The 23,454-nt window shown below is 71.4% G+C and carries 26 protein-coding genes; 15 read left to right on the forward strand and 11 right to left on the reverse strand.

What is annotated here, in order from left to right; translation table 11 throughout:
• Positions 1-102 precede the first annotated feature (102 nt).
• A complete protein-coding gene (locus QE374_RS08215; RefSeq protein WP_309733851.1) occupies positions 103-948 on the forward strand; it encodes an exodeoxyribonuclease III in 846 nt (281 codons plus the stop codon).
• Between the two features lie 99 nt (positions 949-1,047).
• Here the strand turns inward: QE374_RS08215 and QE374_RS08220 are convergent, their stop codons facing one another.
• Complete coding sequence (locus tag QE374_RS08220; protein ID WP_309733853.1) at positions 1,048-1,449, reverse strand: VOC family protein; 402 nt, start codon at positions 1,447-1,449, stop codon at positions 1,048-1,050.
• Between the two features lie 129 nt (positions 1,450-1,578).
• On the opposite strand from QE374_RS08220, the gene QE374_RS08225 reads away from it, so the two are divergent.
• From QE374_RS08225 to QE374_RS08240, 4 genes are all read left to right on the forward strand, one after another.
• A complete protein-coding gene (locus tag QE374_RS08225) occupies positions 1,579-2,820 on the forward strand; it encodes a sensor histidine kinase (protein ID WP_309733855.1) in 1,242 nt (413 codons plus the stop codon).
• Positions 2,817-3,479 carry a response regulator transcription factor gene (locus QE374_RS08230; RefSeq protein WP_309733857.1) on the forward strand — a complete coding sequence of 221 codons (663 nt, stop codon included), beginning with the start codon at positions 2,817-2,819 and terminating at the stop codon, positions 3,477-3,479. Before QE374_RS08225 ends, QE374_RS08230 begins: the two co-directional genes overlap by 4 nt.
• A 394-nt stretch (positions 3,480-3,873) precedes the next feature.
• Positions 3,874-4,755: an ATP-binding cassette domain-containing protein gene (locus tag QE374_RS08235; RefSeq protein WP_309733858.1), complete on the forward strand. Its 882-nt coding sequence runs from the start codon at positions 3,874-3,876 to the stop codon at positions 4,753-4,755.
• Entirely contained in the window at positions 4,752-5,873 is a 1,122-nt protein-coding gene (locus QE374_RS08240) for an ABC transporter permease (RefSeq protein WP_309733860.1), read from the forward strand. The genes QE374_RS08235 and QE374_RS08240 overlap by 4 nt, the downstream gene beginning before the upstream one ends.
• Before the next feature lie 126 nt (positions 5,874-5,999).
• Here QE374_RS08240 and QE374_RS08245 read toward each other — a convergent pair whose 3' ends face one another.
• Complete coding sequence (locus tag QE374_RS08245; RefSeq protein ID WP_309733862.1) at positions 6,000-7,793, reverse strand: glycoside hydrolase family 15 protein; 1,794 nt, start codon at positions 7,791-7,793, stop codon at positions 6,000-6,002.
• A gap of 75 nt (positions 7,794-7,868) precedes the next feature.
• On the opposite strand from QE374_RS08245, the gene QE374_RS08250 reads away from it, so the two are divergent.
• Positions 7,869-9,230 (forward strand): glucose-6-phosphate dehydrogenase, encoded by a 1,362-nt coding sequence (locus QE374_RS08250; protein ID WP_309733864.1) that lies wholly within the window; start codon positions 7,869-7,871, stop codon positions 9,228-9,230.
• Positions 9,231-9,236: 6 nt separating this feature from the next.
• Here QE374_RS08250 and QE374_RS08255 read toward each other — a convergent pair whose 3' ends face one another.
• Positions 9,237-9,620 carry a VOC family protein gene (locus QE374_RS08255; RefSeq protein WP_309733866.1) on the reverse strand — a complete coding sequence of 128 codons (384 nt, stop codon included), beginning with the start codon at positions 9,618-9,620 and terminating at the stop codon, positions 9,237-9,239.
• Between the two features lie 70 nt (positions 9,621-9,690).
• Positions 9,691-10,158: a ribonuclease E activity regulator RraA gene (gene rraA, locus QE374_RS08260; protein ID WP_309733868.1), complete on the reverse strand. Its 468-nt coding sequence runs from the start codon at positions 10,156-10,158 to the stop codon at positions 9,691-9,693.
• Between the two features lie 164 nt (positions 10,159-10,322).
• Here rraA and QE374_RS08265 point away from each other — a divergent pair, with 164 nt between their 5' ends.
• The 6 genes from QE374_RS08265 to QE374_RS08290 all read left to right on the forward strand — a co-directional run bounded on the left by QE374_RS08265 (position 10,323) and on the right by QE374_RS08290 (position 14,636).
• On the forward strand, positions 10,323-10,904 hold the full coding sequence (locus tag QE374_RS08265; RefSeq protein ID WP_309733869.1) for a nitroreductase family protein: 582 nt from the start codon (positions 10,323-10,325) through the stop codon (positions 10,902-10,904).
• 271 nt (positions 10,905-11,175) lie between these two features.
• Positions 11,176-12,258: a type III polyketide synthase gene (locus tag QE374_RS08270; protein WP_309733870.1), complete on the forward strand. Its 1,083-nt coding sequence runs from the start codon at positions 11,176-11,178 to the stop codon at positions 12,256-12,258.
• Positions 12,255-12,947, forward strand: a complete 693-nt coding sequence (locus QE374_RS08275) for a methyltransferase domain-containing protein (RefSeq protein WP_309733871.1) — start codon at positions 12,255-12,257, stop codon at positions 12,945-12,947. Before QE374_RS08270 ends, QE374_RS08275 begins: the two co-directional genes overlap by 4 nt.
• Complete coding sequence (locus tag QE374_RS08280; protein ID WP_309733872.1) at positions 12,940-14,070, forward strand: NAD(P)/FAD-dependent oxidoreductase; 1,131 nt, start codon at positions 12,940-12,942, stop codon at positions 14,068-14,070. Before QE374_RS08275 ends, QE374_RS08280 begins: the two co-directional genes overlap by 8 nt.
• A 51-nt stretch (positions 14,071-14,121) precedes the next feature.
• Positions 14,122-14,403: a hypothetical protein gene (locus tag QE374_RS08285; protein ID WP_309733873.1), complete on the forward strand. Its 282-nt coding sequence runs from the start codon at positions 14,122-14,124 to the stop codon at positions 14,401-14,403.
• A complete protein-coding gene (locus QE374_RS08290; RefSeq protein WP_309733875.1) occupies positions 14,388-14,636 on the forward strand; it encodes a hypothetical protein in 249 nt (82 codons plus the stop codon). The genes QE374_RS08285 and QE374_RS08290 overlap by 16 nt, the downstream gene beginning before the upstream one ends.
• 6 nt (positions 14,637-14,642) lie before the next feature.
• On the opposite strand, the gene QE374_RS08295 is transcribed toward QE374_RS08290, so the two are convergent.
• The 5 genes from QE374_RS08295 to QE374_RS08315 form a co-directional block, all read right to left on the reverse strand.
• Positions 14,643-15,488: a UbiA family prenyltransferase gene (locus tag QE374_RS08295; RefSeq protein WP_309733877.1), complete on the reverse strand. Its 846-nt coding sequence runs from the start codon at positions 15,486-15,488 to the stop codon at positions 14,643-14,645.
• Between the two features lie 61 nt (positions 15,489-15,549).
• Positions 15,550-16,080, reverse strand: a complete 531-nt coding sequence (locus QE374_RS08300; protein ID WP_309733878.1) for a putative immunity protein — start codon at positions 16,078-16,080, stop codon at positions 15,550-15,552.
• A 9-nt stretch (positions 16,081-16,089) separates the two neighbouring features.
• Entirely contained in the window at positions 16,090-16,692 is a 603-nt protein-coding gene (locus QE374_RS08305) for a methyltransferase domain-containing protein (protein ID WP_309733880.1), read from the reverse strand.
• A gap of 124 nt (positions 16,693-16,816) precedes the next feature.
• Positions 16,817-17,419: a response regulator transcription factor gene (locus QE374_RS08310; protein WP_309733882.1), complete on the reverse strand. Its 603-nt coding sequence runs from the start codon at positions 17,417-17,419 to the stop codon at positions 16,817-16,819.
• Positions 17,416-18,588, reverse strand: coding sequence for a histidine kinase (locus QE374_RS08315; protein ID WP_309733885.1), 1,173 nt, complete (start codon positions 18,586-18,588; stop codon positions 17,416-17,418). Before QE374_RS08315 ends, QE374_RS08310 begins: the two co-directional genes overlap by 4 nt.
• Before the next feature lie 150 nt (positions 18,589-18,738).
• On the opposite strand from QE374_RS08315, the gene QE374_RS08320 reads away from it, so the two are divergent.
• Positions 18,739-19,245, forward strand: a complete 507-nt coding sequence (locus QE374_RS08320; protein WP_309733887.1) for a small multidrug efflux protein — start codon at positions 18,739-18,741, stop codon at positions 19,243-19,245.
• A 53-nt stretch (positions 19,246-19,298) separates the two neighbouring features.
• Here QE374_RS08320 and QE374_RS08325 read toward each other — a convergent pair whose 3' ends face one another.
• On the reverse strand, positions 19,299-21,506 hold the full coding sequence (locus QE374_RS08325) for an AAA family ATPase (RefSeq protein ID WP_309733888.1): 2,208 nt from the start codon (positions 21,504-21,506) through the stop codon (positions 19,299-19,301).
• A 146-nt stretch (positions 21,507-21,652) separates the two neighbouring features.
• Here QE374_RS08325 and QE374_RS08330 point away from each other — a divergent pair, with 146 nt between their 5' ends.
• Positions 21,653-22,246, forward strand: coding sequence for an ECF transporter S component (locus tag QE374_RS08330; protein WP_309733891.1), 594 nt, complete (start codon positions 21,653-21,655; stop codon positions 22,244-22,246).
• On the opposite strand, the gene QE374_RS08335 is transcribed toward QE374_RS08330, so the two are convergent.
• Positions 22,195-22,875 (reverse strand): TetR/AcrR family transcriptional regulator, encoded by a 681-nt coding sequence (locus tag QE374_RS08335; RefSeq protein WP_309733893.1) that lies wholly within the window; start codon positions 22,873-22,875, stop codon positions 22,195-22,197. The two genes, QE374_RS08330 and QE374_RS08335, sit on opposite strands and share 52 nt — an antisense overlap.
• A gap of 222 nt (positions 22,876-23,097) precedes the next feature.
• On the opposite strand from QE374_RS08335, the gene QE374_RS08340 reads away from it, so the two are divergent.
• The gene (locus QE374_RS08340) at positions 23,098-23,445 is read left to right on the forward strand and encodes a DUF4870 domain-containing protein (protein ID WP_309733895.1); all 348 of its coding nucleotides are present in this window, start codon (positions 23,098-23,100) and stop codon (positions 23,443-23,445) included.
• The last annotated feature ends 9 nt before the right edge of the window (positions 23,446-23,454 follow it).

Consider the following 23,454-nt stretch of genomic DNA (forward strand, 5'->3'; position numbering starts at 1 on the left):
GCCCGAGGCGCGCGCGATCGACCGCTGTGGACAACCAGTCCAAAGGTGTACAGTTCACGGCCGCCGGCGTACGGCGTCGGGGCCGGGTTCTAGGCTGGAGGCATGCGCCTGGCCACCTGGAACGTCAACTCGATCCGTGCACGCGTCGTGCGCACCGTGGAGTTCTGCGTCCGCGAGAACATCGACGTGCTGGCCATGCAGGAGATCAAGTGCAAGCCTGAGCAGTTCCCGTACGCGGCCTTCGAGGAGGCCGGCTATCACGTCGCCGCCCACGGCCTGAACCAGTGGAACGGCGTCGCCATCGCCAGCCGTGAGCCCATCACCGAGGTCGAGACGGCCTTCCCCGGCATGCCCGGGTTCCTCAAGGGGCACGAAGGGCCCGACCTCCCGCAGGAGGCCCGCGCCATCGGCGCGACCATCGACGGCGTGCGCGTATGGAGCCTCTATGTGCCCAACGGCCGTGGGCTCGACGACCCGCACTACCTTTACAAGCTCGACTGGCTCGCGGCGCTGACCGGCTACACCCGCGAGACCCTCGCGGCGAACCCCGATCTGCCCCTCGCCCTTGTCGGTGACTTCAACATCGCGCCGACCGATGCCGACAACGGCGACCCGACCGTCGTCGAAGGCGTCACCACGCACGTCTCCCCTCCCGAGCGCGAGGCGTTCCGCGCCCTGCTGGATGCGGGACTCAGCGACACCGTCCGGCCGCTCGTGCCCACCGGCTACACCTACTGGGACTACAAGCAGCTGCGCTTCCCCCGCAACGAGGGCCTGCGCATCGACTTCATCCTCGGCTCGCACGCCTTCGCGGATGCCGTCGCTGGCGCGGCCATCCACCGCGACGAGCGCAAGGGCGAGATCCCCAGCGACCACGTCCCCGTCGTCGTCGACCTGGACTTCGCGGGCGACGAAGACGACGACGACCGCCCCATGATCTTCGGCTGACCGCATCGTTCCCTGTTGAAGGGACCCGAGACGCCACGCCTCCGGCCCCGGCACGACATCACGCGTCCCTCGAACAGGTGAATCTGCGACGGGGAACGTTCAGTCGGTGTCGTCGGCGAGGTGGAGGAAGCCGAGGGAGTTGCCGTCGGGGTCGTCGAGATCGCGCGAGTACATGGATCCGTACTCCTGCGGAGCCTTCGGCTCGCTGCCCCCGGCGGCGATGCCGCGTTCAACGATCGCGTCCACCGCGTCGCGCGAGTCGAGCGAGAAGGACACCGACACCTGTGCGCTCGTGCGGGGGTCGGCGATCGGCTTGTCGGTGAACGACGCGAAGAAGTCCCGCATCAGGACCATGAAGAAGATGTTCTCGTCCCACACCACGCACGCCGCGTTCTCGTCCGAGAAGTCCGGATTGATGTCGCAGCCGAGCGCCCGGTAGAAGGCCACGCTGCGCTCGAGATCGGTGGTGACCAGGTTGATGAAGACGCTGGTGGAGGCCATACCGTGCCCTTCGATCGGCGAGGCCGGTCGCCGCGCTCTGGGTGGATGCTCGCACCGACGCCCTGGTGCGTCAATGCTCTCCGTCTGGCGGGGGATGCCGCATCCGATGGCCCGCTCTAGGTTGGGAGGATGCTGCCGCTCACGCCCGCGCAACAACGCGGTGATCTCCTGCTGGCCGCCGCCATGTGCATCGGCGCGCTGATCAGCGCTGCGCTCTCCTCCGTCGCCGGCATCTACGGCGAGCACCAGGGCTCGCTGGCGGCCGCCGTCGCCTACGCGTTCGTGCTGGCCGTCCCCCTCGCGCTCCGCCGACGCTGGCCGGCCACCGTCGCCGTCGTCGTCTGCGCCGCGTACTTCGCGGCCGTCACCCTCCGCGTCCCCGAGATCTACGCGGGCAACATCGCCATGTTCATCGCCATCTACACGGTGGGCGCCTGGTCGCCGAACCGACGCCGGGCGATGTGGACGCGTATCGGCATCATCGCCGGGATGGCGGTGTGGCTAATGGTGACGATGTTCGTCGACGCGACGAGCGACGTCGAGATCGAGGGGGTGTCGCGCGCGGGCGCCTTCTCGCCCTATGTCGCCTCGATGCTGCTGACCCTCCTGATCAACGCCCTCTACTTCGGCGGCGCCTACTTCTTCGGCGAGCGCACCTGGGCGAGCAGACAGCAGCGCGCACTGCTCGAGGAGCGCACGGCGGAACTCGAGCGCGAGCGCGAGCGCAGCGCCGAGCAGGCGGTCGCGCTGGAGCGGGTTCGACTCGCCCGCGAGCTGCACGACGTCGTGGCCCACCACGTCTCCCTCATGGGCGTGCAGGCGGGCGCGGCGCGCATGATGATGGGGAAGGATCCGCAGGCGGCGGGCGAGACGCTGGCCCGCGTGGAGGAGTCGGCGCGTTCGGCGCTGAGCGAGCTGCGCCATCTGCTCGAGACGCTGCGGACGCCCGGCGACCAGGCCGAAGAGACATCCGTCGGCCTGGAGGGCCTCGAGAATCTCGTCGCCGAGGCGAGCGCGGCGGGGGTCGCCTGCGAGCTGCGCATCGTCGGTGAGGAGCGCGACGTGCCCGACACCGTCCAGGTGAACCTGTACCGGATCGCACAGGAGGCGCTCACCAACGCCCGCCGCCACGCCGGTCCCGGCGCGCGAGCCGACGTCCGCCTGCGCTACGCCGCCGAGGGAGTGGAGCTCGAGGTCGCCAACACCGGACGGCCGGTGGCCGAGATCACCCCCGGCATGGGCCTGATCGGGATGCGGGAGCGCGCCGCCGCATCCGGAGGCACGATCGAGGCGACGCCCCGATCCAGCGGAGGATTCGTCGTGCGTGTGCGCGTTCCCCTCACGCCGCTCGTCATGGCGGACGCCCCGTGAGCGGCCGCATCCGGGTCGTCCTCGCCGACGATCACGCCATGATGCGCGCGGGCTTTCGCACCATCCTGACCCTCGACGATCGCATCGAGGTCGTCGGCGAGGCGGGCACGGGCGCCGAGGCCATCGCGCAGGCCCGCGCTCTGCGTCCCGACGTCGTGTGCATGGACGTGCAGATGCCCGACCTCGACGGCCTGGAGGCGACCCGGCGCATCATCGCCGACCCCGACATCCCCTCGGCGGTGCTGGTGGTGACGACCTTCGACCGCGACGACTACCTGTTCGCCGCACTGGATGCGGGCGCCAGCGGGTTCCTGCTGAAGAACGCGGGTCCCGAGGAGCTGACGGCCGCGGTGCGGGTCGTCGCCGGCGGCGATGCGCTGCTCGCTCCGGAGGTCACCCGCCGCGTCATCGCCCGGTTCGCGAACTCGGCCGTCTCCGCATCCGCTCCCGAACCCCTGCCGGTCTCGAGCCCGCTCACCGAGCGGGAGGAGGAGGTGCTCCGCCTCATGGCGGATGCGCTGTCCAACGGCGAGATCGCCGAGCGGCTGTACATCGGCGAGGCGACCGTGAAGACCCACGTGTCCAATGTGCTGGCCAAGCTCGGCGCCCGCGACCGGGTGCAGGCCGTCGTCCTGGCCCACCGCCACGGCCTCGCCTGACCCCGCACCCCCGGCGTCGCTCTGCCCGAGTTGCGTCGCATCTGCGCAGATGCGCCTGTGGATCTCTGTCGCCGCTGCGCACATGTGGCGCGGCGGCTGCGCGGAGACTCCTCGACGCTGCGCAGCCCGGATGCGGCACCGCCCAGCCCCCGGATGCGGCACCACCCAGCTCCCGGATGCGGCACCGCCTCTCGCCTGTACCGCGACATCTGCACGGCGGGTGGCCCCGAGGACGTCTCACCCTGCTCGGCAGGTCGCTTCTGCACCGCGCATCGTGCAGATGTCGCAGCACCCGCCCACTCCGCCGGAAGGGGGAGGGTGTGAACCCGTCCAGGGAGGGAGGTGCGCAGGGATGCGTCGGACGTAACGTCGGAGCACGGACCAAGGAGGACGCATGCTGCGCCTGTCAGGAGTGACAAAGAACTACGGCACACGCCGGGTACTCGACGATGTCGGTTTCACCGTCGAGAGCGGCCGGCTCACCGGCTTCGTCGGCGGCAACGGTGCCGGAAAGACCACGACGATGCGCATCGCACTGGGCGTGCTCGCGGCGGATGCGGGCACGGTCGAGATCGATGGCACGCCCATCACGAGCGAGGACCGTCGCCGCTTCGGCTACATGCCCGAAGAGCGCGGGCTGTACCCGAAGATGAAGGTCGGCGAGCACATCGCTTACCTCGCCCGCCTCCACGGCTACAGCAAGGCCGCCGCCACCGCGAACGCGGAGAAGCTGCTGGACCGCCTCGGACTCGGCGAGCGCCTCGGCGACACGGTCGAGACCCTCTCGCTCGGCAACCAGCAGCGCGCGCAGATCGCCGCGGCCCTCGTGCACGAGCCCGAGGTGCTCATCCTCGACGAGCCGTTCTCGGGCCTCGACCCGCTCGCGGTCGAGGTCGTCGCGGGCGTGCTCGCCGAGCGCGCCGCGACGGGCGTCGCGGTGCTGTTCTCGTCGCACCAGCTCGACGTCGTCGAGCGCCTCTGCGACGACCTCGTCATCATCGCGGGCGGCACGATCCGCGCGGCGGGTAGCCGGGAGCAGCTTCGCGCCGAGTACAGCTCACCGCGCTACGAGCTCGTCACCGGTGGCGACCTGGGCTGGCTCCGCGACGTGCCCGAGGTCACGGTCGTCGAGCTCGCGGGCGGTGAGGCCGTGTTCGAGGCCTCCCCCGACGTCGCTCGCGGCGTCCTCTCCCGTGCGGCGGCGTCGGGAGACGTCGACGCCTTCTCGCCGCAGCGTCCCACACTCACGCAGATCTTCCGGGAGGTCATCCGATGAACGCGCACACCCCCGCAGCGCCCACCACCGCGCAGAGCGTCTGGCTCGTCGCCGAGCGCGAGATCGGCTCGAAGCTGCGCAGCAAGTCGTTCGTGATCTCCACCGTCATCCTCTTCGTGCTCGCCCTCGGCGCGGTCGTCTGGGGCGGGTTCACGGCGAGCGACACGAGCGGCATCAAGGTGGCCGTGACGCCGGCGACCGCATCCGTCGTCTCAGGCGTCGCAGGACTCGACGTGACGGATGCGGACTCCTCCGACTCCGCCATGGCGCTGGTCACCGACGGCACCGTGGAGGCGGCGCTCGTCCCCACCGCGGATGTGCCGGACGCGACCGCTTCCGGCTCGTTCGACTACACGGTGGTCGGCAAGGACGATCTGCCGTCCGGGCTGCTGTCGATCCTGAGCCAGTCGCCGCCGGTGCACCTGCTCGATCCCTCGAGCACCGACTTCCTGCTGCGGTACTTCGTGGCGCTCGGATTCGGCATCGTGTTCCTGCTGGCCGCCTCGACCTTCGGCGGCACGATCGCGCAGTCGGTCGTCGAGGAGAAGCAGACCCGCGTCGTCGAGCTGCTGATCTCGGCCATCCCGGTGCGAGCTCTCATGGCCGGCAAGATCATCGGCAACACGATCCTCGCGATGGGTCAGATCGTGGTGCTCGCGGCGATCGCGATCGTCGGGCTCTCGGTGACGGGGCAGGACCTCGTGCTCACGGGCCTCGGCGGACCCATCGTCTGGTTCGCGATCTTCTTCCTGCTCGGCTTCATCCTGCTGGCCGCCCTGTTCGCCGCGGCCGGCGCCATGGTGTCGCGCATGGAGGACATCGGCTCGACCACCGCGCCCCTGACGATGCTCGTGATGCTGCCGTACTTCCTGGTCATCTTCTTCAACGACAACCAACTCGTGCTGACGATCATGTCGTACGTGCCGTTCTCGGCTCCAGTCGCGATGCCGCTGCGTCTCTACCTGGGTGGCGCGATGTGGTGGGAGCCGCTGGTCTCGCTCGTCGTCCTGGCGATCACGTGCGTGCTGGCGATCTGGGTCGGCTCGCGCATCTACAGCCGTTCACTGCTGCGGATGGGGGCACGCGTGAAGCTGTCCGAGGCCCTCTCGCGCAGCTGATCCCGCGTTTCGTCTCGCTTCGCTCGCTCAACGACCGGTAAGGCTCCCTCGCTTCGCTCGCTCAACGACCGATGGAACCCCGCCGGTCGTTGAGCGACGAGCAGAGCGAGGAGACGAAACGCGGCCTCAGGTGCGATGGGCGGCGCGGCCGCCGTGCCCGCCCATCGCATCGGCCGCACGCACCTGAGCGAGGTGCGACAGCGCCTGGGGGGTGTTGCCGATCTGCCGGCGGGCCGTGGGGTCGTACTCCTCGGAGAACAGCCCCAGATCGTTCGCGGTCGCGCAGGCGCGGTCCATGAGCGCCTGCGCATCGCCGACCCGGCCCATGCGGGCGTACTGCTCCACGAGCCAGAACGTGCACGCGATGAACGGATGCTCGCCGCCCGCCAGCCCGTCCACGCCCGTCTGCGTGCGGTAGCGGTTGACGAGACCGTCGGGCATCAGCTCCGCTTCGATACGGGCGACCGTGGCGACCATGCGCGGGTCATCCGGTTCGCAGAAGCCCACCTGAGGCAGCAGCAGGAGCGAGGCGTCGACCTCGGTCGAGCCGTAGTGCTGCACGAACGCTCCGGATGCCGCATCCACGCCATGGGTGTCGATCTCCTCGCGCAGCCGGTCGCGCAGGGCCTCCCACTTCTCGACCGGTCCGTCCTGCCCGTAGGCACGCACCGCGCGTACGCCACGGTCGAAGGCGGCCCACATCATCGCGCGCGACTGGGTGAAGCGCTGCGGATCGCCGCGCACCTCCCAGATGCCGTTGTCGGGCTCGTCGATGCGAGCCTCGACGCCGTCGAGGAGGGTACGCTGCAGGGCCCACGCCAGCGGGTCGTCGGGCACCCCGGCGACGCGAGCCGCCTCGAGCGACACCATGACCTCGCCGACCACGTCGGCCTGATACTGCGTGACCGCACCGTTTCCGACCCGCACCGGCGCCGATCCCTCGTAGCCGGGCAGGCTCGTCAGCTGCCGCTCCGGCAGGTCGCGCTCGCCCGCGACGCCGTACATGATCTGCATCTGGCGCGGATCCCCCGCGATCGCACGGATGAGCCAGGACCGCCACTGCTCGGCGACCTGAAGAAAGCCGTGCGCGACGAGCGCCTCGAGTGTGAGGGCCGCATCGCGCAGCCACACGTACCGGTAGTCCCAGTTGCGCTCTCCCCCGATCTGCTCGGGGAGCGAGGTGGTGACCGCCGCGACGATGCCGCCGGTGTCCTGGTGACTCAGCGCCCGCAGGACGAGCAGGGAACGCACGACCTCGTCGCGATGCGGTCCGTCGTGATCGATGGATGCGGCGAAGCCGGTCCACCAGGCGCGCGTGCGCTCGAGCGCCGCATCCACGTCGAGCGGTTCGGGCGTGGGCAGGTAGGAGGGGTTCCAGGTGGCGACGAGGTCGGCCGTCTCGCCGGCGGCGACGCTCACGCGCCCGCGGTGCGCGCGTCCGTGCGGGGTGAGTGCGACGCCGCGGACGACGAGCGCGTCGGGGCCGGCGATCGCGTGGAGCGCGGGAGCCGCCGCATCCCCCACCTGACGCACCCAGGGGATCGCGCGCGCGTAGTCGAAGCGGATGCGCAGATGCGTCGTGAACTCGACGGTGCCGCTGACGCCGACGATGCGGCGCACGATGTCGACGCGTCCCCCGTCGATAGGCAGGAAGTCGTGTACCTCGGCGACGCCGCTCGCACTCTCCCACCGGGTCACGAGCACGAAGGTGTCACCGTCGTAGTGCCGGCTCGCGAGGGCGTCCCCGTCCTCCGGCCGCAGATGCCACGCGCCCTGCTCGTTCTCGCCGAGAATCGCGCCGAAGACGGATGCGGAGTCGAACCGCGGTGCGCAGAACCAGTCGATGCTGCCCTCGCGCGAGACCAGGGCGGCGGTGCGGCAATCGCTGAGGACGGCGTAGTCCTCGATCGGGACGCTCATGCTCCGATCATGCCGTGTCGCGGGCCTGCGCCGCGTCGGGCACGGCAACTCATAGCGGGGACTAACGTGGCCTGCGTGACCGACACCACGCTCGTCATCTTCGGCGCGACCGGCGACCTCACGTCCCGGCTGCTGCTTCCCGCGCTCGCTCAACTGCTGGATCGAGAACCGGGCCGCACCGTGCACCTGCTCGGCGCCGCCCGTCGGGAGCTCAGCGACAAGCAGTGGCGCGACCTGCTGAAGGCGGGCGTCGGCGACCGCCACGGAGAGGCGGTGGACCGCCTCGTCGCGGACGCGCGCTACATCGTGGCCGACCCGACCGACGCGAAAGACCTGAAGAGCGTGCTGGATGCGATCGAGGGCCGGCCGGTGTTCTACTTCGCCGTTCCGCCCCAGGTCGCGGAGGCCGCGTGCGAGCATCTCGCGGGCATGGATCTCCCTGAGGGGCTCACCCTCGCGCTCGAGAAGCCGTTCGGCACGGATGAGGCGAGCGCCCGATCGCTGAACGAGACCCTGCGCCGCGTCGTGCCCGAGAACCAGATCTTCCGCGTGGACCACTTCCTCGGCCGCTCCACCGTGCTCAACGTCCTGGGGCTGCGCTTCGCCAACCGGCTGTTCGAGCCGGCATGGTCGGCCGAGGACATCGAGTCCGTCGTCATCCGCTTCGACGAGACGCTCGGACTCGAGGACCGCGCCGGCTACTACGACCAGGCGGGCGCCCTGATCGACATGATCCAGAGCCACCTGCTGCAGGTCATGGCGATCGTGGCGATGGAGCCCCCGGCGACGCTGCACGAGAACGATCTGCGCGATGCGACCGCGGCCGCACTCCGTGCGACATCGCTGTGGGAGGACAACGCCGTGCGCTCCGCCCGCCGCGCCCGCTACACCGCCGGCACCGTGGGTGACGAGGAGCTGCCCGCCTACGCCGACGAACCGGGCGTCGACCCCGCCCGCCAGACCGAGACGCTCGCGGAGGTCACCCTCGAGGTGCGCACGGCACGCTGGGAAGGGGTTCCCTTCACCCTGCGTTCGGGCAAGGCGCTCGGACGCAAGGACACCGAGATCGTGCTGACGTTCCGGCCCGTGCGCCACCTGCCGGCCGGCTTCGCCGGGCACGCTCCCGGCTCGACCCTGCGGTTCTCGCTCGGCCCCGACAAGATCTCGCTCGGTCTGAACGTCAACGGCCACGAACCGTTCTCACTCGTGCGGGAGGACGTGGAGGTGACCCTCGGCGACGGCGCACTCCTCGCCTACAGCGAGGTGCTCTCCAGCATCCTCGACCAGGATGCGGCGCTCGCCGTCCGCGGCGACGCGGCCGAACAGTGCTGGCGCATCGTGCAGCCGGTGCTGGACGCGTGGCGACGCGGCGAGACGCCGCTGGACGAATACCCGGCCGGATCGGCGGGCCCCGCCACCTGGCCGCAGTTGCCGTGAGCCGCGTCAGGTCTGCAGCACCGCCAGGACGTTGCCCGCGGGATCGGTGAACCACGCGATGTCGGGGCCGTGCCCGCCGCCACGCAGGATGCCGCGCTCGTCGGTGGCGAACTCCTCGTCGGCGTAGATCTTCGTCTCCACCCCTCGAGCACGGAGGTCGTCGACGGCCGCGTCGATGTCGGCGACGGGAAAGTTGAGCACGGTGTAGGTCGCGGGCTCGTGGTTCGGCTTCGTGTACAACAGCACCCGAGCCCCCGACGAGAGCTCGAGCTCCAGGAAGCCCATGGGGTTGTCGACGACCGTGAGGCCGAGCACGTCGCCGTAGAACGTGCGGGCCGCATCCGTGTCGTCGATGCTGAAACCGCTGAACGCGGCATCCGGTGTGAACATCGTGATCCCCCTCGATCGTCACACCCCAGCTTGCTCCCGACGCGGGCGAGTGTCGAGAGCGGATGCGGGTTCAGCGCTCGACGAGAACGCCGTCCGCGTCGGCCCAGACGTGGCGGCCGGGGGCGAACACGACGCCCGCGATCTCGACGGGCACGTCGACGTCGCCGACGCCGTCCTTCGCGCTCTTGCGCGGGTTCGTGCCGAGCGCCTTCACCCCCAGCGGGAGCGTCGCCAGCACGGCCGCATCCCTGACCGCACCGAACACGACGATGCCGGCCCAGCCGTTCTCGACCGCGGCGCCGGCGATGATGTCGCCGACCAGCGCGGACTCCAGCGAACCTCCACCGTCCACGACCAGCACGGCGCCGTCTCCCGGAGTCTGCAGCACCGCCTTCACGAGGGCGTTGTCGCGATGGCACCGCACCGTGCGGACGGGACCGTCGAACGCCTGCCTTCCTCCCACGTCGCGCAACTGCAGCGCGAGCGAGTCGAGCTGCTCACCTCGCTCGTCGTACACATCGGCCGTCGCGATCACCATGCGTCCACGGTAGGACGCCGGATGCGGCGGATGCGTGGTCGGCGCCGTGAAGTTCTTTCCACATTCACACCCGGCACGGATCCGGGAACATTCCGCCTCTGTATACCGTTGCATGGATCGGGCCGATGACGTCCCCCCGCATATTCGACCCCGAGGAGATCCTCATGTCTGACACTCTCGACCGCACCGCACCCGTCGACGCGCCCATTCTCGACGTGCTCTCGCAGCGCTGGAGCACCCGCGCCTACGACAGCGTGACCCCCATCGACGAGGACGCCCTGCGCGGCGCGCTCGAGGCCGCCCGCTGGTCGCCCTCCGCCTACAACAACCAGCCCTGGCGCTTCATCGTGGCCCGCCGCGGCACCGAGACCCACGCCAAGGTCGTCGCCAGCATGGTGGAGTTCAACCAGGCGTGGGCCGCCCCCGCCGGCGCTCTCGTCGTCTTCATCGCCGAGACCTCTCGCGGCGAGCACCAGTTCCCCTCCGCGTTCTACGACCTCGGCCAGGCCGCCGCGCACTTCACCGTGCAGGCCCACGCCAACGGTCTGTACACCCACCAGCTGACCGGCTTCGATGCGGCCGCGGTCGCCGAAGCCTTCGAGCTCGCGCCGGAGTTCACGCCCTTCTCGATCATGGCCGTCGGCAACCTCGGCACCATCGAGGACGCCCCGGAGTTCGCCCGTGACGGCGAGCGCGCCCCTCGCGTCCGCCGCCCCATCGAGGAGTCCGTCGTCGTCGACGACTGACCCCTCGGGCCCACCGCTCGCCTGTCACAGATCGCCCGCCGAGGCTCGATTTGTGACAGGGGAACCGCGCTACCCCCAGCTCGCCTGTCACAGATCGACGCTCCGCGCTCGATTTGTGACAGGCGAGCTGTCGTTTCGGCGCGCGACAGGGCCCGGCGGTGGAACCTGACGGCGGGGCGCGGGAGGGCGTTTCGGGTGCGGCACTCTAGACGCCACCACATCCGGGCACCAGCCTGCGCCACCTCGGCGCATGACGTGTCTATCGTGAGGCATGGTCCCGAGCATCGTCGGAGTCGGCACGGCCGTGCCGGACACCCGGCTCACCCAGTCGCAGATCCGCGACCTCTTCCTCGCGCAGCCCGGTCTCGACCGCCGCGCGCAACGGATCCTCGGCGCCGCGTTCGACGCGGCGGCCATCGAGACGCGCCACACGGTGCTGGCGTCCCTCACCGGCGACGCCCCGCCCGAGGCTCTCGTGGTGCGCGAGGGCGACCTGCTTCTGGACCCCGGCACCTCCGCGCGCAACGCCGAGTTCCGCCGGCTCGTGCCCGATCTGTTCGCACGGGCGGCCAGAGCTGCCCTGGCCGATGCCGGAGTCGCAGCCGGGGACGTGTCGCACGTCATCACCGTCAGCTGCACCGGGCTGTTCGCCCCCGGCCCCGACATGCTTCTCGTGCGCGACCTGGGTCTGCGCCCGGAGACCGAGCGCTACCACCACGGGTTCGTCGGCTGCGCGGCGGCCGTGCCGGCGCTGCGCGCGGCCCACCGCATCGCCGTCGCACAGCCGGGCGCCGTCGTGCTCGTCGTGTGCGCCGAGCTGTGCTCCCTGCACCTGCGCGTCAGCGACGACCCGGAGCAGATCGTCGCCGCATCCCTCTTCGCCGACGGTGCCGCGGCCGCCGTCGTGACCTCGCGAGAGCACGCGGGTCGCCGGTTCGAGCTGGACGAGTTCCGCACCGCGCTCAGCGACGACGGCGAGCACGACATGGTATGGACCATCGGCGACCACGGCTTCGAGATGACGCTCACCGCCGAGGTGCCCCGCATCGTGGGGCGCGAGGTCGCCGGCGCGGTCGCCTACCTCGACGGCGCCACCGCCTGGGCGATCCACCCGGGCGGGCGAAGCGTGCTGGATCGGGTGGCCAACGGGCTCGGACTCACCGAGGAGCAGATGGCCCCGTCACGCGAGGTGCTGCGCGCGTTCGGCAACATGTCCAGCGCGACCGTGCTGTTCATCCTCGACCGGATGCGGCGCGACCCCGCCCTCACCGACGGCACGACTCTGGGACTTCTGGCCTTCGGCCCCGGCCTCACGGTCGAGTCCGGGCGTCTGCTCGTGCGAGGCGACGCGTGAATCTCGCGGAACGCGATGTCTCTCTCCGTGAGCTGATGGACGACCCGGACTGCGACCCGCGGCTGCTCGCGGCGACCTACCGCCGCTTCGGTCTCGTGAACCGGCTGGTCGCGGGATGGACCGGCGTCTACCGGCGGACGCTCCGTCCGTACCTGTCCGGCCTCGGACGCCCGGCGCGCGTGCTGGATCTGGGATGCGGCGGTGGGGATGTGGCGGCGCACCTCGCCGCACTCGCCCGCGCCGACGGGCTGCAGGTGCACTGGGTCGGCGCCGACCCCGACCCGCGGGCCATCGAGGCCGCGGCCTCGCGCGCCGCATCCGATGTGTCCTTCCTCTGCACCGGCTCGCACTCCCTGCGCGAGAGCGGGGAGCGCTTCGACGCGGTGCTGTCGAACCACGTGCTGCATCACCTGGATGCGGCGGAGCTCGCCGCGTTCGTCGACGACTCCGCCGCGCTCTCGACCGGTGTCGTCCTGCACGGCGACATCGAGCGCGGGCGCCTGGCATACGCGCTCTACGGCGTCGGCATCCTGCCGCTGGCTCCCGGCACCTTCCTGCGCACCGACGGACTCCGCTCCATCCGGCGCAGCTATCAGGCGGCCGAACTTGCGTCGCGCCTGCCGGAAGGATGGCGGGTGGAGCGCTCCGCCCGCTTCCGCGTACTTGCCGTGAAGGACCCCCATGCCTGAGGTCATCGTCGTCGGCGCGGGGCCGGTCGGGCTGCTGCTCACCGCGGAACTGCGTCGCCTCGGCGCCGATGTCACCACGCTCGAGAAGCGTCCCGGCCCCGGCGGCGGCACGCGGGCGATCGGCATTCATCCGCCGACGCTCGCCGCGCTCGAAGCGTCGGGCGCGACGGAGCGCCTGCTCGAGGATGCGGTGCGCGTCGAGCGGGGCGAGGCGCGCACCGACGGCCGGCTCGTCGGCGCGGTCGACTTCCGTCGCCTGTCCGTCCGCTTCCCTTTCGTCGCGACCCTTCCGCAGCGCCTGACCGAGGGTGTGCTCGCCGATCTGGCGGGGCCCATCGAGCGCGGCGTCACGGTGACCGCCGTGCAGAGCGAGGGCGACCGGATGCGGGTGCGCACGGCCGAGGGACGCGACCTCACCGCGCGTGTCGTCATCGTGGCCGGCGGCTGGGGCGGCAGGGCGCTCGCGTACCGCCCCGCCGCGCTGCGGGCGCACGAGTACCGCGACCGCTATCTCATGACCGACACGGCGGTGGGCGTGTCCGACCCGGTGGCGGTGATCCGGCTCGACGCCGCCGGCGTCATGGAGTCCTTTCCGCTGCCCGGCTCCGCACGCCGCTTCGTGCTGCACGACGCCGAAGGCGGCCCGGACGAGCCCGATGCCCGATACGAGCGGATGCGGCGCGCGCTGCGCGAGCGCGGCGAAGAGGAGGCGGCCGACCGGATGGAGGTCGTCACCGCCTTCCGGGTGCGACGCCTCGTCGCTCCGCGGCTGCGCCGGGGCGGTCTCGTGGTCGTGGGCGACGCGGCGCACGAGGTGAGCCCGATCGGCGGGCAGGGCATGAACCTCGGACTGCTGGATGCGGCGACGCTCGCCCCGCTCGTCGCGGAGGGGATCCGTACCGGCTCACTCGCCTCCCCCGCGCTCGACCGATGGGAGCGTCGCCGCGTACGCTCCGCGCGGATCGCGGCCGCAATGGCGAGCGTGAACACCGCGCTCGGGCGCCCGGCCGGCGCGACGACCCACCGCATCCGCGGTGCGGCGCTCGGGATGCTGCTGCGAGGCCCTGCCGGGGCCGTCCTCACGCGCGCCTACGCGATGGGCTTCGACGCCGACGCCCGCTGAGGTTGCCCACAGGCCCGAGCACCGCGCGCGCCGATCTGACAGCATTCATCCGTGAGCATGCGACGGTTCCGAATCCTCGGCGCGATGACCCTGGCCGCGGCGGCGCTCGTGCTGACGGCGTGCACCGCGGCGCCGGAGGAGCCAGCCGGGTCGTCGAGCCCGATCGCCACGCAGGCACCCTCGACGACACCCGTGCCCGCGGCATCCGACGACACCGCCGACGGGCCCGTCGAGAGCTTCCGCGCGTGGTTCGACGCGACCCGGACCCCCGATCCCGCGGCGGCGTGCGCGACGCTGTCGCCGCTCTGGCGGAGCGCATGCTCGCCGAGCTGAACCAGAACGGACTCGCTCTCACCACCTGCGAGGAGATGATCCAGGCGACCTCGGAGCTCTACCGGGCAACCGGCCAGAGCGCCGACGTCGACGTGCAGGTGCAATCCGAGACGGCCACCGACGCCACGCTGTTCGTCACCTACGGCGCGTCCGGCGATTGCGGCACGGTCGTGATGCACCGCGACGCCGCGTCCTGGATCATCACGGACGAGTCGCGCGAGTGCGCGCGGTAGCACCCCTCAGGCGGTGAGCGAGCCGCCGGTCGCCACGAGTTGCACGGCGAGCAGGAGCGCCGCGCCCATCACGAGGCGGAACACGATGCGCCCGGGGCGACGCGCCCACGCGCACCCCACGGCGACGAGCGCCACGCCGACCACGGCCGCGAAGAAGACCCACGAGACGATCGGCACCGCGTCCCTCGCCGGCCCGAACCGGACGGCCACCGCCCCGCCGATGATTCCGACGCCCGCCAGCGCGCCCGACCAGCGCGCGCCGATGCGATGCGGCAGCCCGCGGATGCCGGTGCGCTGATCGTCGTCGAGATCCGGCAGCACGTTGGCCAGGTGCACCGCAGCCCCCAGCGACGCTCCGGCGGCGCTCGCCCACGGAGCCGCGAGCGCGGGCTCCGCGGCCGACAGCGTCGCGAGAGAGGGCAGCAGGCCGAAGCTCACGAGGAACGGCAGGATCGAGACCGGCGTCGCCTTCAGCGGCGCGTTGTACAGCCACGCGGAAGCGATCGTCACCGCCTGGGCGGCCAGCAACCCCCATCCGAGCGGCGCGGACAGCAGGAGCGCGCCGACGACGGATGCTGCCGCGACCGCCCAGGCGATGCGCAGGCTCACATCGCCGCGCGCGAGCGGCTTGTCGGTGCGGCCCACGGCGCGGTCGCGGCCGGCGTCGATCGCATCGTTGGACAGGCCGATCGAGACCTGTCCCGCGAAGACGGCGACCGTCAGCAGCGCGATGCGCGATGCGTCGAGTCCTGCCGAGACACCGAGCGCCAGGGTGAGCACCGTGACGACCAGCGCGGGGCCCGGATGCGTGGACGCCCACAGGGCGCGCACACTCGCCAGGGCACGGGTCATGCTCCGACCGTAAGCCGCCGCATCCGTGTCACCCCACGGGTTGACGACGACGCGCCGCTCATCAGGTCTCGGTGACCCGCGCCTGGATGCGGGCGATCGCTTCGCCCAGGCGGCCCCGCGCGAGGAGTCCGCCCGCGACCAACGGCCCCGATGCGTCGCGACCGACCGGCGGCAGCAGGCGCAGGGCCGCGCGCGCGTCGGGGGTGAGAAGGGCGAGCTGCCCGTCGATCTCGCCGTCGAAGGTGCCCGGCGCCGCCGCATCCGCCGCCACCGCGGCGTAGGCGGCCGCACCCAGTGCATGCGCCCCCATGTGCGCGACGCCGGCCGCCTGCGCTGCGGAACGGGCGGCCGCGATCGCCGCGGCACCGGTCACCGCGTGCGCGGCCCGGCCGGCGACGAACCGCCGCTTGATCTCTCCCGCCGCATCCAGCTCGCCGCGGGCGTACGCACGGGCACGTGCGATGGCGTCACGGGGCCGGTCGTCATCGGGCGCCTCCGCCTCGAACAGGGCGAGCACGCGCTGGGCGCACTCCGCCGCCCAGGCCGCGACCAGGCGACGGTCGGCGTCGTCGAGCGACTGAGGCGATGACATCTCTCCTGTCTACACCGCATCCGCCCGACGGCACACGATCGCGCCGACCGGGCGTTCGCCCCGGGTCGCGCGTCGGTGCGTCTCCCGGATCTCGAACCCCGCCCGCTCGAGGCGTCGCTCCAGCTCCGCAGCGGGCCAGCGCCACGCCCCGACGACGGCGTGATCGAACGGCTCGACCGCGTCCGCGTCGAAGAATCCGAGCACGAGCGCGCCGCCCGGGCGCAGCACCCGCGCGAACTCCGCCAACGGCACGTCGATCACCGGCGGCGCGTGGTGGATCGTCGAGAACCACGCGAGGATGCCGCCCAGCGCCGCATCCGGTTCGTCGATCGCGTCTATCGTGCCGAGATCGAACCGGATGCCGGGGTGGCTCGCTCGGGCCGCCTGAACGAACTCCGGCGTCAGGTCGATGCCCCGCACGTCGAGGCCGCGCTCGGCGAGGTGCGCGCTCCAGTGGCCCGGTCCGCATCCGGCATCCAGGACCGGTCCGCGGATGCCATCGGCCCAGGTCTCGACCAACCGGCGGTCGGAAGGGTGCACGGCGGCCATCGTCCCCAGCACCCGCGCGTACTCGGCGGACCGCCGGTCGTACGCCTCGGCCACATCCGTCACCCGTCGAGCGTAGCCGCGACGCCCCCACGCCCCGTCAGGAGATCTCCCTCCCGCAGGACGATTCGTGAGGGATCGTCCTGCACCGTGGCGATCTCCTGATGAGGGATGCGGCGCAGACGGCGCCTCAGATCCAGCCGCGCTCCTGTGCGCGCAGCAGCGCCTGCTGACGCGTCTCGAGGTGCAGCTTGCCCAGGATCGACGAGACATGGTTGCGCACGGTACCGGGCGAGAGGTGCAGAGTGCGGGCGATGGTGGCGACCGTCTGCCCCTGGGCGCCGGCGCGAAGCACGTCGAGCTCCCGGTCGGTGAGGGGGCTGCGCTCGTCGGCGAGCGCGTCGGCGGCGATCTCCGGGTCGACGTACCGGCGCCCCGCGGCGACCTGGCGGATGACGTCGGCGACGTCCTGCGCCGGCCGGGACTTCGGCAGGAACCCGTCGACGCCCGCCTGCAGTGCGCGCCGCAGAACGCCCGGGCGCGCGTGCCGGGTCACCGCGACGATGCGCGAGCGCGTCTGCCTGCGCACCCGCGCGGCCGCATCGATGCCGTCCAGGCCCGGCATCTCGACGTCGAAGAGGCAGACGTCCGGCTGCAGCCGGAGTGCCGCCGCGACCGCCTGCTCTCCGTCGACGCATTCGCCGACCACGTCGATGTCCTGCTCCAGTCGCAGCAGCGCGGCGAGCGCAGTGCGGATCATGTCCTCGTCGTCGGCGATGAGCACCCGGATCATGCGCTCACCCCCGCCGGCACGCGCGCGTCCAGGACGAACACGTCGCCCTCGAGCTCGGTCACGAGCGCTCCGCCGGCCTCGGCGAGACGCGCCGCCATGCCGTCGATCCCCGCCCCCTTGCCTGCGGCCGCACCGCCGCGGTCGTTCTCCGCCCGGTACCGCCAGCCGCCGGCGTCTCGCTCCAGCGAGAGCCGGACGAAGCATCCACCGCCGTGCTTGAGGATGTTGGTCGTGCTCTCGCGCACGACGGGGCCGAGCGTGTCGCTCGGCGCGCCGGCCGCATCCGGGCTCACGGCGAGCTCGACGTCGAGCCCCGCCGCACGCAGGAGGTCGGCGGCATTGGCCAGCTCGTCGGGGAGCGGGACGCCGCGGAAGCGCGCGGCGAGCGCCCGGGTGCCCACACGTGCCTCGTCCACCTCGCGGCGCGCGGCACGGATGTGCGCGAGGGCGGCCGGCGGATCGGCGCTCAGCCGCTCGGCGAGCTCGAGCTGCAGCGCGACGACCTGCAGATGGTGGCCCTGCAGGTCGTGCACGTCGCTCGCCAGACGCAGCCGTTCCTGGGTCGCCGCGAGGTTCGCCTCGGTGAGGCGGGCCCGGTCGAGCTCTCGCACGATGTCCCACCACCAGAGCATGCTGACGACAGTGATCGGCAACGCCACGGGGAACATGAAGAGCACGAAGATCGGGCCGTAGACGAGGGTCGCCTCGCCCTCGACGGCACGCAGGTACTCGATCACCGCGACGGCGGCGAGCACGACGGTGACGAGCCCCGTGACCCGGGCCCGCACGCCCCTCGGCCACGGCAGGGTGCACACGAGCGCTCCCACCAGGGCCAGCGCCAGCGTGATGCTGCCGGTCGCGGACCCGATCGCGATGGCCGCCGCAGCGCCCAGGGCGAACGCGGCGAAGCGCACCCACCGGCGGCCTCCCGCTGCATCCGCCCGGAAGTAGTCCATACCTGTCATGACGAACGCCACGAGCCAGGCGACGGATGCGGCCACGAACACGATCAGCTCCGGGGCGGACGCTGTGACCCACGTCGGAATGGCCCAGACCGTCAGGGTGCCGACGGCGAAGAACACGGCGGACGAGAACGTGTACCACCATGTCGCGCGCACGCCACGACCGACGGAGGGCTCGGCGGCGGCCAGGGACGATGAAGCACTCACGCCGACCAGGCTACGGGCATGACAAAAGTCACGGCCGACCCGCCCTTTCCTCCTCGGCGGAGGTGACGAGGCGGCACTGCCGGCGACGGGCGGTGGCGGGTGGGATGGGAATGTTCCCCCGACCGAGCACGCCACCCCGACGGAGCCGACATGCACGATCTCATCGCAGGATTCCAGAACCTCATCGCCACCGTCCCCGAGCTGGTGCAGCCGTTCATCGTCGCACTCGCGGGCGCCGTGCCGTTCGTCGAAGGCGAGGGCGCGGCCGTCATCGGCATCGTCGGCGGCATCCACCCGATCGTCGCCGCCATCGCCGCCGCCGTCGGCAACTTCGTCTGCGTGGCGATCGTGGTGCTGGTGGGGGCGGGCGTCCGATCCGCCGTCACCTCCGGGCGCGTAGCCACCGCCGGCGGCGCGGTCGCCGAGACCTCGCCGCGCCGCGAGAAGTTCCAGCGCGCTTTCGTGCGATACGGCGTTCCGGGCGTGAGCCTGCTCGGGCCGCTCCTGCTCCCGACGCAGCTCACCTCCGCGATGCTCGCCGGCGCCGGTGTCGCCAAGGGCCGGATCCTGGTGTGGCAGGCCATCGCCATCACGATGTGGACCACCATCGCGACGCTCATCGTCACGGGCGTCTGGGCCTTCGCCGGCATCCTCTGAGCATGAACGAGAGGCCCCGCATCCGTCGGGATGCGGGGCCTCTCGTTCGTCGATCAGTCGTCGAGCAGCTCGGCCTCGATGACGTCGTCATCGCTCGGAGCGGACTCGGATGCGGCCGAACCCGCGCTCGTCAGCACGAGCTGCGAGCCGTCTGCGGCGACATCCACCCGCACGACGTTGCCGTCGTGCACGCCGCCCGAGAGGATCGCCATGGCGAGGCGGTCCTGGATCTCGGACTGGATGAGCCGGCGCAGCGGCCGGGCGCCGAACACGGGGTCGTAGCCGCGCTCCGCGAGCCAGGCGCGGGCGTCCGGGGTGACCGCGAGCGTGAGCCGGCGGTCCTTCAGGCGGCGCTGCAGCGCATCCACCGACAGCTCCACGATCTGTGCGAGATCGTCCTGGCTCAGCGCCTGGAACATCACGATGTCGTCGAGGCGGTTGAGGAACTCGGGACGGAAGGCCTGCCGCAGCAGCACCTGCACCTGCTCGCGCTTCTGCTCGAGCGTCAGCATCGGGTCGATGAGGATCGGCGAGCCGAGGTTCGAGGTGAGGATCAGGATGACGTTGCGGAAGTCGACCGTGCGCCCCTGACCGTCGGTGAGGCGTCCGTCGTCCATGACCTGCAGCAGCACGTCGAAGACCTCCGGATGCGCCTTCTCGACCTCGTCGAGCAGCACGACCGAGTAGGGACGACGACGCACGGCCTCGGTCAGCTGACCGCCCTGCTCGTAGCCGATGTAGCCGGGAGGGGCACCGACGAGGCGCGAGACCGAGTGCTTCTCGCCGTACTCCGACATGTCGATGCGCACCATGGCGTGCTCGTCGTCGAAGAGGAACTCCGCGAGCGCCTTCGCGAGCTCGGTCTTGCCGACGCCCGTGGGGCCGAGGAACAGGAACGAGCCTGTGGGCCGGTTCGGGTCACTGATGCCCGCACGCGAGCGGCGCACCGCATCCGAGACCGCCTTCACGGCCTCCTTCTGACCGATGAGACGCTTGCCCAGCTCCGCCTCCAGATGCACGAGCTTCTCGCTCTCGCCCTGCAGCAGACGCCCCACCGGGATGCCGGTCCACGCCGCGATCACCGAGGCGATGTCCTCGTCGGTGACCTGATCGTTCACCATCCTGTCGCCGGTCGACTCGGCCTGTTCGGCCACGCCGAGCTCGCGCTCGAGCGCGGGGATCTCCGCGTACAGCAGCCGGGACGCACGCTCGAGGTTGCCCTCGCGCTGCGCGCGCTCGGCATCGATGCGTGCCGCATCCAGTCGGGTCTTGAGCTCACCGACGCGGTTGAGCGAGGCGCGCTCGTGCTCCCATCGCGCCTGAAGTTCGCCGAGGCGCTCCTGCTCGACGCGGAGGTCCTCCCGGAGCTTTTCGAGGCGCTCCTTCGAGGCCGCGTCCTTCTCCTTCTTGAGCGCCAGCTCCTCGAGCTTCAGGCGGTCGACGTGGCGACGCAGCTCGTCGATCTCCAGCGGCGCGGAGTCGATCTCCATGCGCAGGCGCGAAGCGGCCTCGTCGATCAGGTCGATCGCCTTGTCGGGCAGCTGCCGCGAGGGGATGTAGCGGTTCGACAGCGCGGCGGCAGCGACCAGCGCGCCGTCCGCGATGGCCACCTTGTGGTGGGCCTCGTAGCGCTCCTTGAGTCCGCGCAGGATCGCGACGGTGTCCTCGACCGTGGGCTCGCCCACGTACACCTGCTGGAAACGACGTTCGAGGGCCGCATCCTTCTCGATGAACTCGCGATACTCGTCGAGGGTCGTCGCGCCGATCAGGCGCAGCTCGCCGCGCGCGAGCATGGGCTTGAGCATGTTGGATGCGGCGACCGAGCCCTCACCACCGCCCGCGCCCATGAGCACGTGCAGCTCGTCGATGAAGGTGATGATGCGACCGTCGGACTCGGTGATCTCCTTGAGCACGCTCTTGAGGCGCTCCTCGAACTGGCCGCGGTACATGGCGCCGGCGACGAGCGCCGAGATGTCGAGGGAGACGAGCTCCTTGTTCTTGAGGCTCTCCGCGACGTCGCCGGCGACGATGCGCTGCGCGAGCCCCTCGACCACGGCGGTCTTTCCGACGCCGGGCTCGCCGATGAGGACGGGGTTGTTCTTCGTGCGCCGGGTCAGCACCTGACTGACCCGGCGGATCTCGCTGTCGCGCCCGATGACGGGGTCGAGCTTGCCCTGCCGGGCGCGCTCGGTGAGGTTGATGCCGAACTGCTCGAGGGCGCTTTGCGACTCCTCCTGCCCGGGCTGTTGCGTGGCGTTCATGTGTTCTCCTGAAATCTCCGGGACTCAAACTTGAGTCTCACAGGCTCAAGTTTATCACCGAGGGTCGTCGGGCACCAGAGGGCACCGCAGATGAGCGTTCGTCACGAAGCCGTCGAACCCGCCGGCGAAACGGCTACGGTGCTGCGGTGATCCGCCGAGCCTCGCCCACCCCCCTGACGACCCGCGTACTCCTCAGCTGCGCAGCGATCGCGGCGGCCGGTGCCGTGCTCTTGACGGTCGCGAACCTCACCGCCAAGCTCTTGATCCCGGTCTTCCCACCATCGGCGTACCTCCTCGCCGGGCTCTGGGCGGTCCCTGCGACACTCGCGCTGGCGCTGCTGCGCAGCCCGGGCGTCGGCGTTCTCACGGGCCTGATCGCGGGCGTGGCCATGACGCCTTTCAGCCCCCAGGGTGCCTCCGTCATCCTGGCGACGCTGTGGTGGGCCGCGGCCTGCGAGGTGCCGTTCCTGTTGACGCGCTATCGTCGCTGGACGCTCGCGTTGCACGTGTGCGGCGGCGGCGTCGCGGGGCTCGCGAGTATCGTCGTGTCGGTCGCGACCGGGGTGCTGCCGGCACTCACGTTCCCCGCGCAGGTGCTCACTCTCGCCCTCTCGATCGCCGCCCCCGTGGTGTGCGCGATCGGCGGCGTGGCCCTGGCGGGGCGGCTGCGGCGAACCGGGGTCGGCGCTCAGTCCGCGGCGAGCGGGGCCGCGTCCGCGCCCTCCGAGCCCTCCGCCTGAGCGAAGGCTGCCGCCGCCTCCCGCATCCCGAGCCGCACGGCCAGGTGCAGCGTCTCCGGGTCGCCCGCCGCGTCTCGCTGGAACGCCGCGAGCACCAAGGCGTCGACCACCACGAACGCGCGACCGAGCGCCGCGCGCGCGTGGGGCGTCAGCGGCACGGTGTCCTGGCGCTCGAGTGCGGCCACGACGTCGTCGAGGATCGTGAGGTCGGCGGGCGCGGCCCGGGCCGGGATGTCCACGAGCAGCCATCCCGCGGTGCGGATGGCCCGGAACGACGGGATGGTGCGGTAGGCCGTGAGAAGCGACCGCACGAGCGCGTGGAACACGCTCTGCCCGTCCGTGTGCGGCTGCGCGAGCGCTATGGCGATGAGGCGCCGAAGCAGCTGGAAGTTGCGTTCACCGAGCGCGACGATGACGGCCTTCGCGTCCGGGAAGTAGCGGTAGACGGTGCCGACCGAGGTGTGCGCCTCCTCCGCGACGAGGGCGGGCGTGAGCTCGATCGATCCCACCCGGTCGACGACGGATGCGGCGGCGCGCAGCAAGCCCTCCACCCGCTCGTTCGAGCGCTCCTGCACGGGAAGCCGCCGCAGGCGGGTGACCGGCGTCGGCCGGCTCAGGCTGTGGGGCATACGGGTCTTCTCCCTTCGCCGCGGTGGTGCGCGATCACGACGATGGGCGGTCCCATCCGCTTCCGATGCTCGCGCTCCGACACCGCGGACGTCAATCCCACGGGGTCGGAGGTGACGATCACTCAGCGATGCGCCCCCGACCAGCCGGCGGGACCGTACTCTCGCGTCGGCCCGCTACCCGTCGGGCGCCCCGTAACCCCCTTCCGAGAGGAACATCCCCCCATGACCTCCACGCCCCAGCCCACCGCCGAGACCGGCTCCGCCTCGAACACCCCCGCCGTGCTGACGCACCTGGGCGGCATCCTGTTCTCGTTCGTACCGAGCCTCGTCGTCTTCCTCGTGCAGCGCGGCACGGGCTCGAATCTCTACGAGCAGGCCAAGGAGGCGCTCAACCTGCAGATCACGGTCTTGCTCGGGATCGTCGCGGCCGGCATCCTGGCGTTCGTCATCAACGTCCCCGTGGGCGGTCTCGTGTGGATCGTCGGCGTCGTCTTCGCCGTGATCGGCGCGCGCGCTGCCGCCAAGGGCGAGCTGTACCGCAACCGCAGCATCCTGCGCCTGGTCAACTGAGCGCAGCGG

Source organism: Microbacterium sp. SORGH_AS_0428, assembly GCF_031453615.1.
Classification (GTDB): Bacteria; Actinomycetota; Actinomycetes; order Actinomycetales; family Microbacteriaceae; genus Microbacterium.

Excerpts from the sequence above, each read along its gene's own strand:
- QE374_RS08215 (WP_309733851.1), top strand. The coding sequence starts at position 103 with ATGCGCCTGGCCACCTGGAACGTCAACTCGATCCGTGCACGCGTCGTG.
- QE374_RS08220 (WP_309733853.1), bottom strand. The coding sequence starts at position 1,449 with ATGGCCTCCACCAGCGTCTTCATCAACCTGGTCACCACCGATCTCGAG.
- QE374_RS08225 (WP_309733855.1), top strand. The coding sequence starts at position 1,579 with ATGCTGCCGCTCACGCCCGCGCAACAACGCGGTGATCTCCTGCTGGCC.
- QE374_RS08235 (WP_309733858.1), top strand. The coding sequence starts at position 3,874 with ATGCTGCGCCTGTCAGGAGTGACAAAGAACTACGGCACACGCCGGGTA.
- QE374_RS08240 (WP_309733860.1), top strand. The coding sequence starts at position 4,752 with ATGAACGCGCACACCCCCGCAGCGCCCACCACCGCGCAGAGCGTCTGG.
- QE374_RS08245 (WP_309733862.1), bottom strand. The coding sequence starts at position 7,793 with ATGAGCGTCCCGATCGAGGACTACGCCGTCCTCAGCGATTGCCGCACC.
- QE374_RS08255 (WP_309733866.1), bottom strand. The coding sequence starts at position 9,620 with ATGTTCACACCGGATGCCGCGTTCAGCGGTTTCAGCATCGACGACACG.
- rraA (WP_309733868.1), bottom strand. The coding sequence starts at position 10,158 with ATGGTGATCGCGACGGCCGATGTGTACGACGAGCGAGGTGAGCAGCTC.
- QE374_RS08265 (WP_309733869.1), top strand. The coding sequence starts at position 10,323 with ATGTCTGACACTCTCGACCGCACCGCACCCGTCGACGCGCCCATTCTC.
- QE374_RS08270 (WP_309733870.1), top strand. The coding sequence starts at position 11,176 with ATGGTCCCGAGCATCGTCGGAGTCGGCACGGCCGTGCCGGACACCCGG.
- QE374_RS08280 (WP_309733872.1), top strand. The coding sequence starts at position 12,940 with ATGCCTGAGGTCATCGTCGTCGGCGCGGGGCCGGTCGGGCTGCTGCTC.
- QE374_RS08290 (WP_309733875.1), top strand. The coding sequence starts at position 14,388 with ATGCTCGCCGAGCTGAACCAGAACGGACTCGCTCTCACCACCTGCGAG.
- QE374_RS08295 (WP_309733877.1), bottom strand. The coding sequence starts at position 15,488 with ATGACCCGTGCCCTGGCGAGTGTGCGCGCCCTGTGGGCGTCCACGCAT.
- QE374_RS08300 (WP_309733878.1), bottom strand. The coding sequence starts at position 16,080 with ATGTCATCGCCTCAGTCGCTCGACGACGCCGACCGTCGCCTGGTCGCG.
- QE374_RS08310 (WP_309733882.1), bottom strand. The coding sequence starts at position 17,419 with ATGATCCGGGTGCTCATCGCCGACGACGAGGACATGATCCGCACTGCG.
- QE374_RS08320 (WP_309733887.1), top strand. The coding sequence starts at position 18,739 with ATGCACGATCTCATCGCAGGATTCCAGAACCTCATCGCCACCGTCCCC.
- QE374_RS08325 (WP_309733888.1), bottom strand. The coding sequence starts at position 21,506 with ATGAACGCCACGCAACAGCCCGGGCAGGAGGAGTCGCAAAGCGCCCTC.
- QE374_RS08335 (WP_309733893.1), bottom strand. The coding sequence starts at position 22,875 with ATGCCCCACAGCCTGAGCCGGCCGACGCCGGTCACCCGCCTGCGGCGG.
- QE374_RS08340 (WP_309733895.1), top strand. The coding sequence starts at position 23,098 with ATGACCTCCACGCCCCAGCCCACCGCCGAGACCGGCTCCGCCTCGAAC.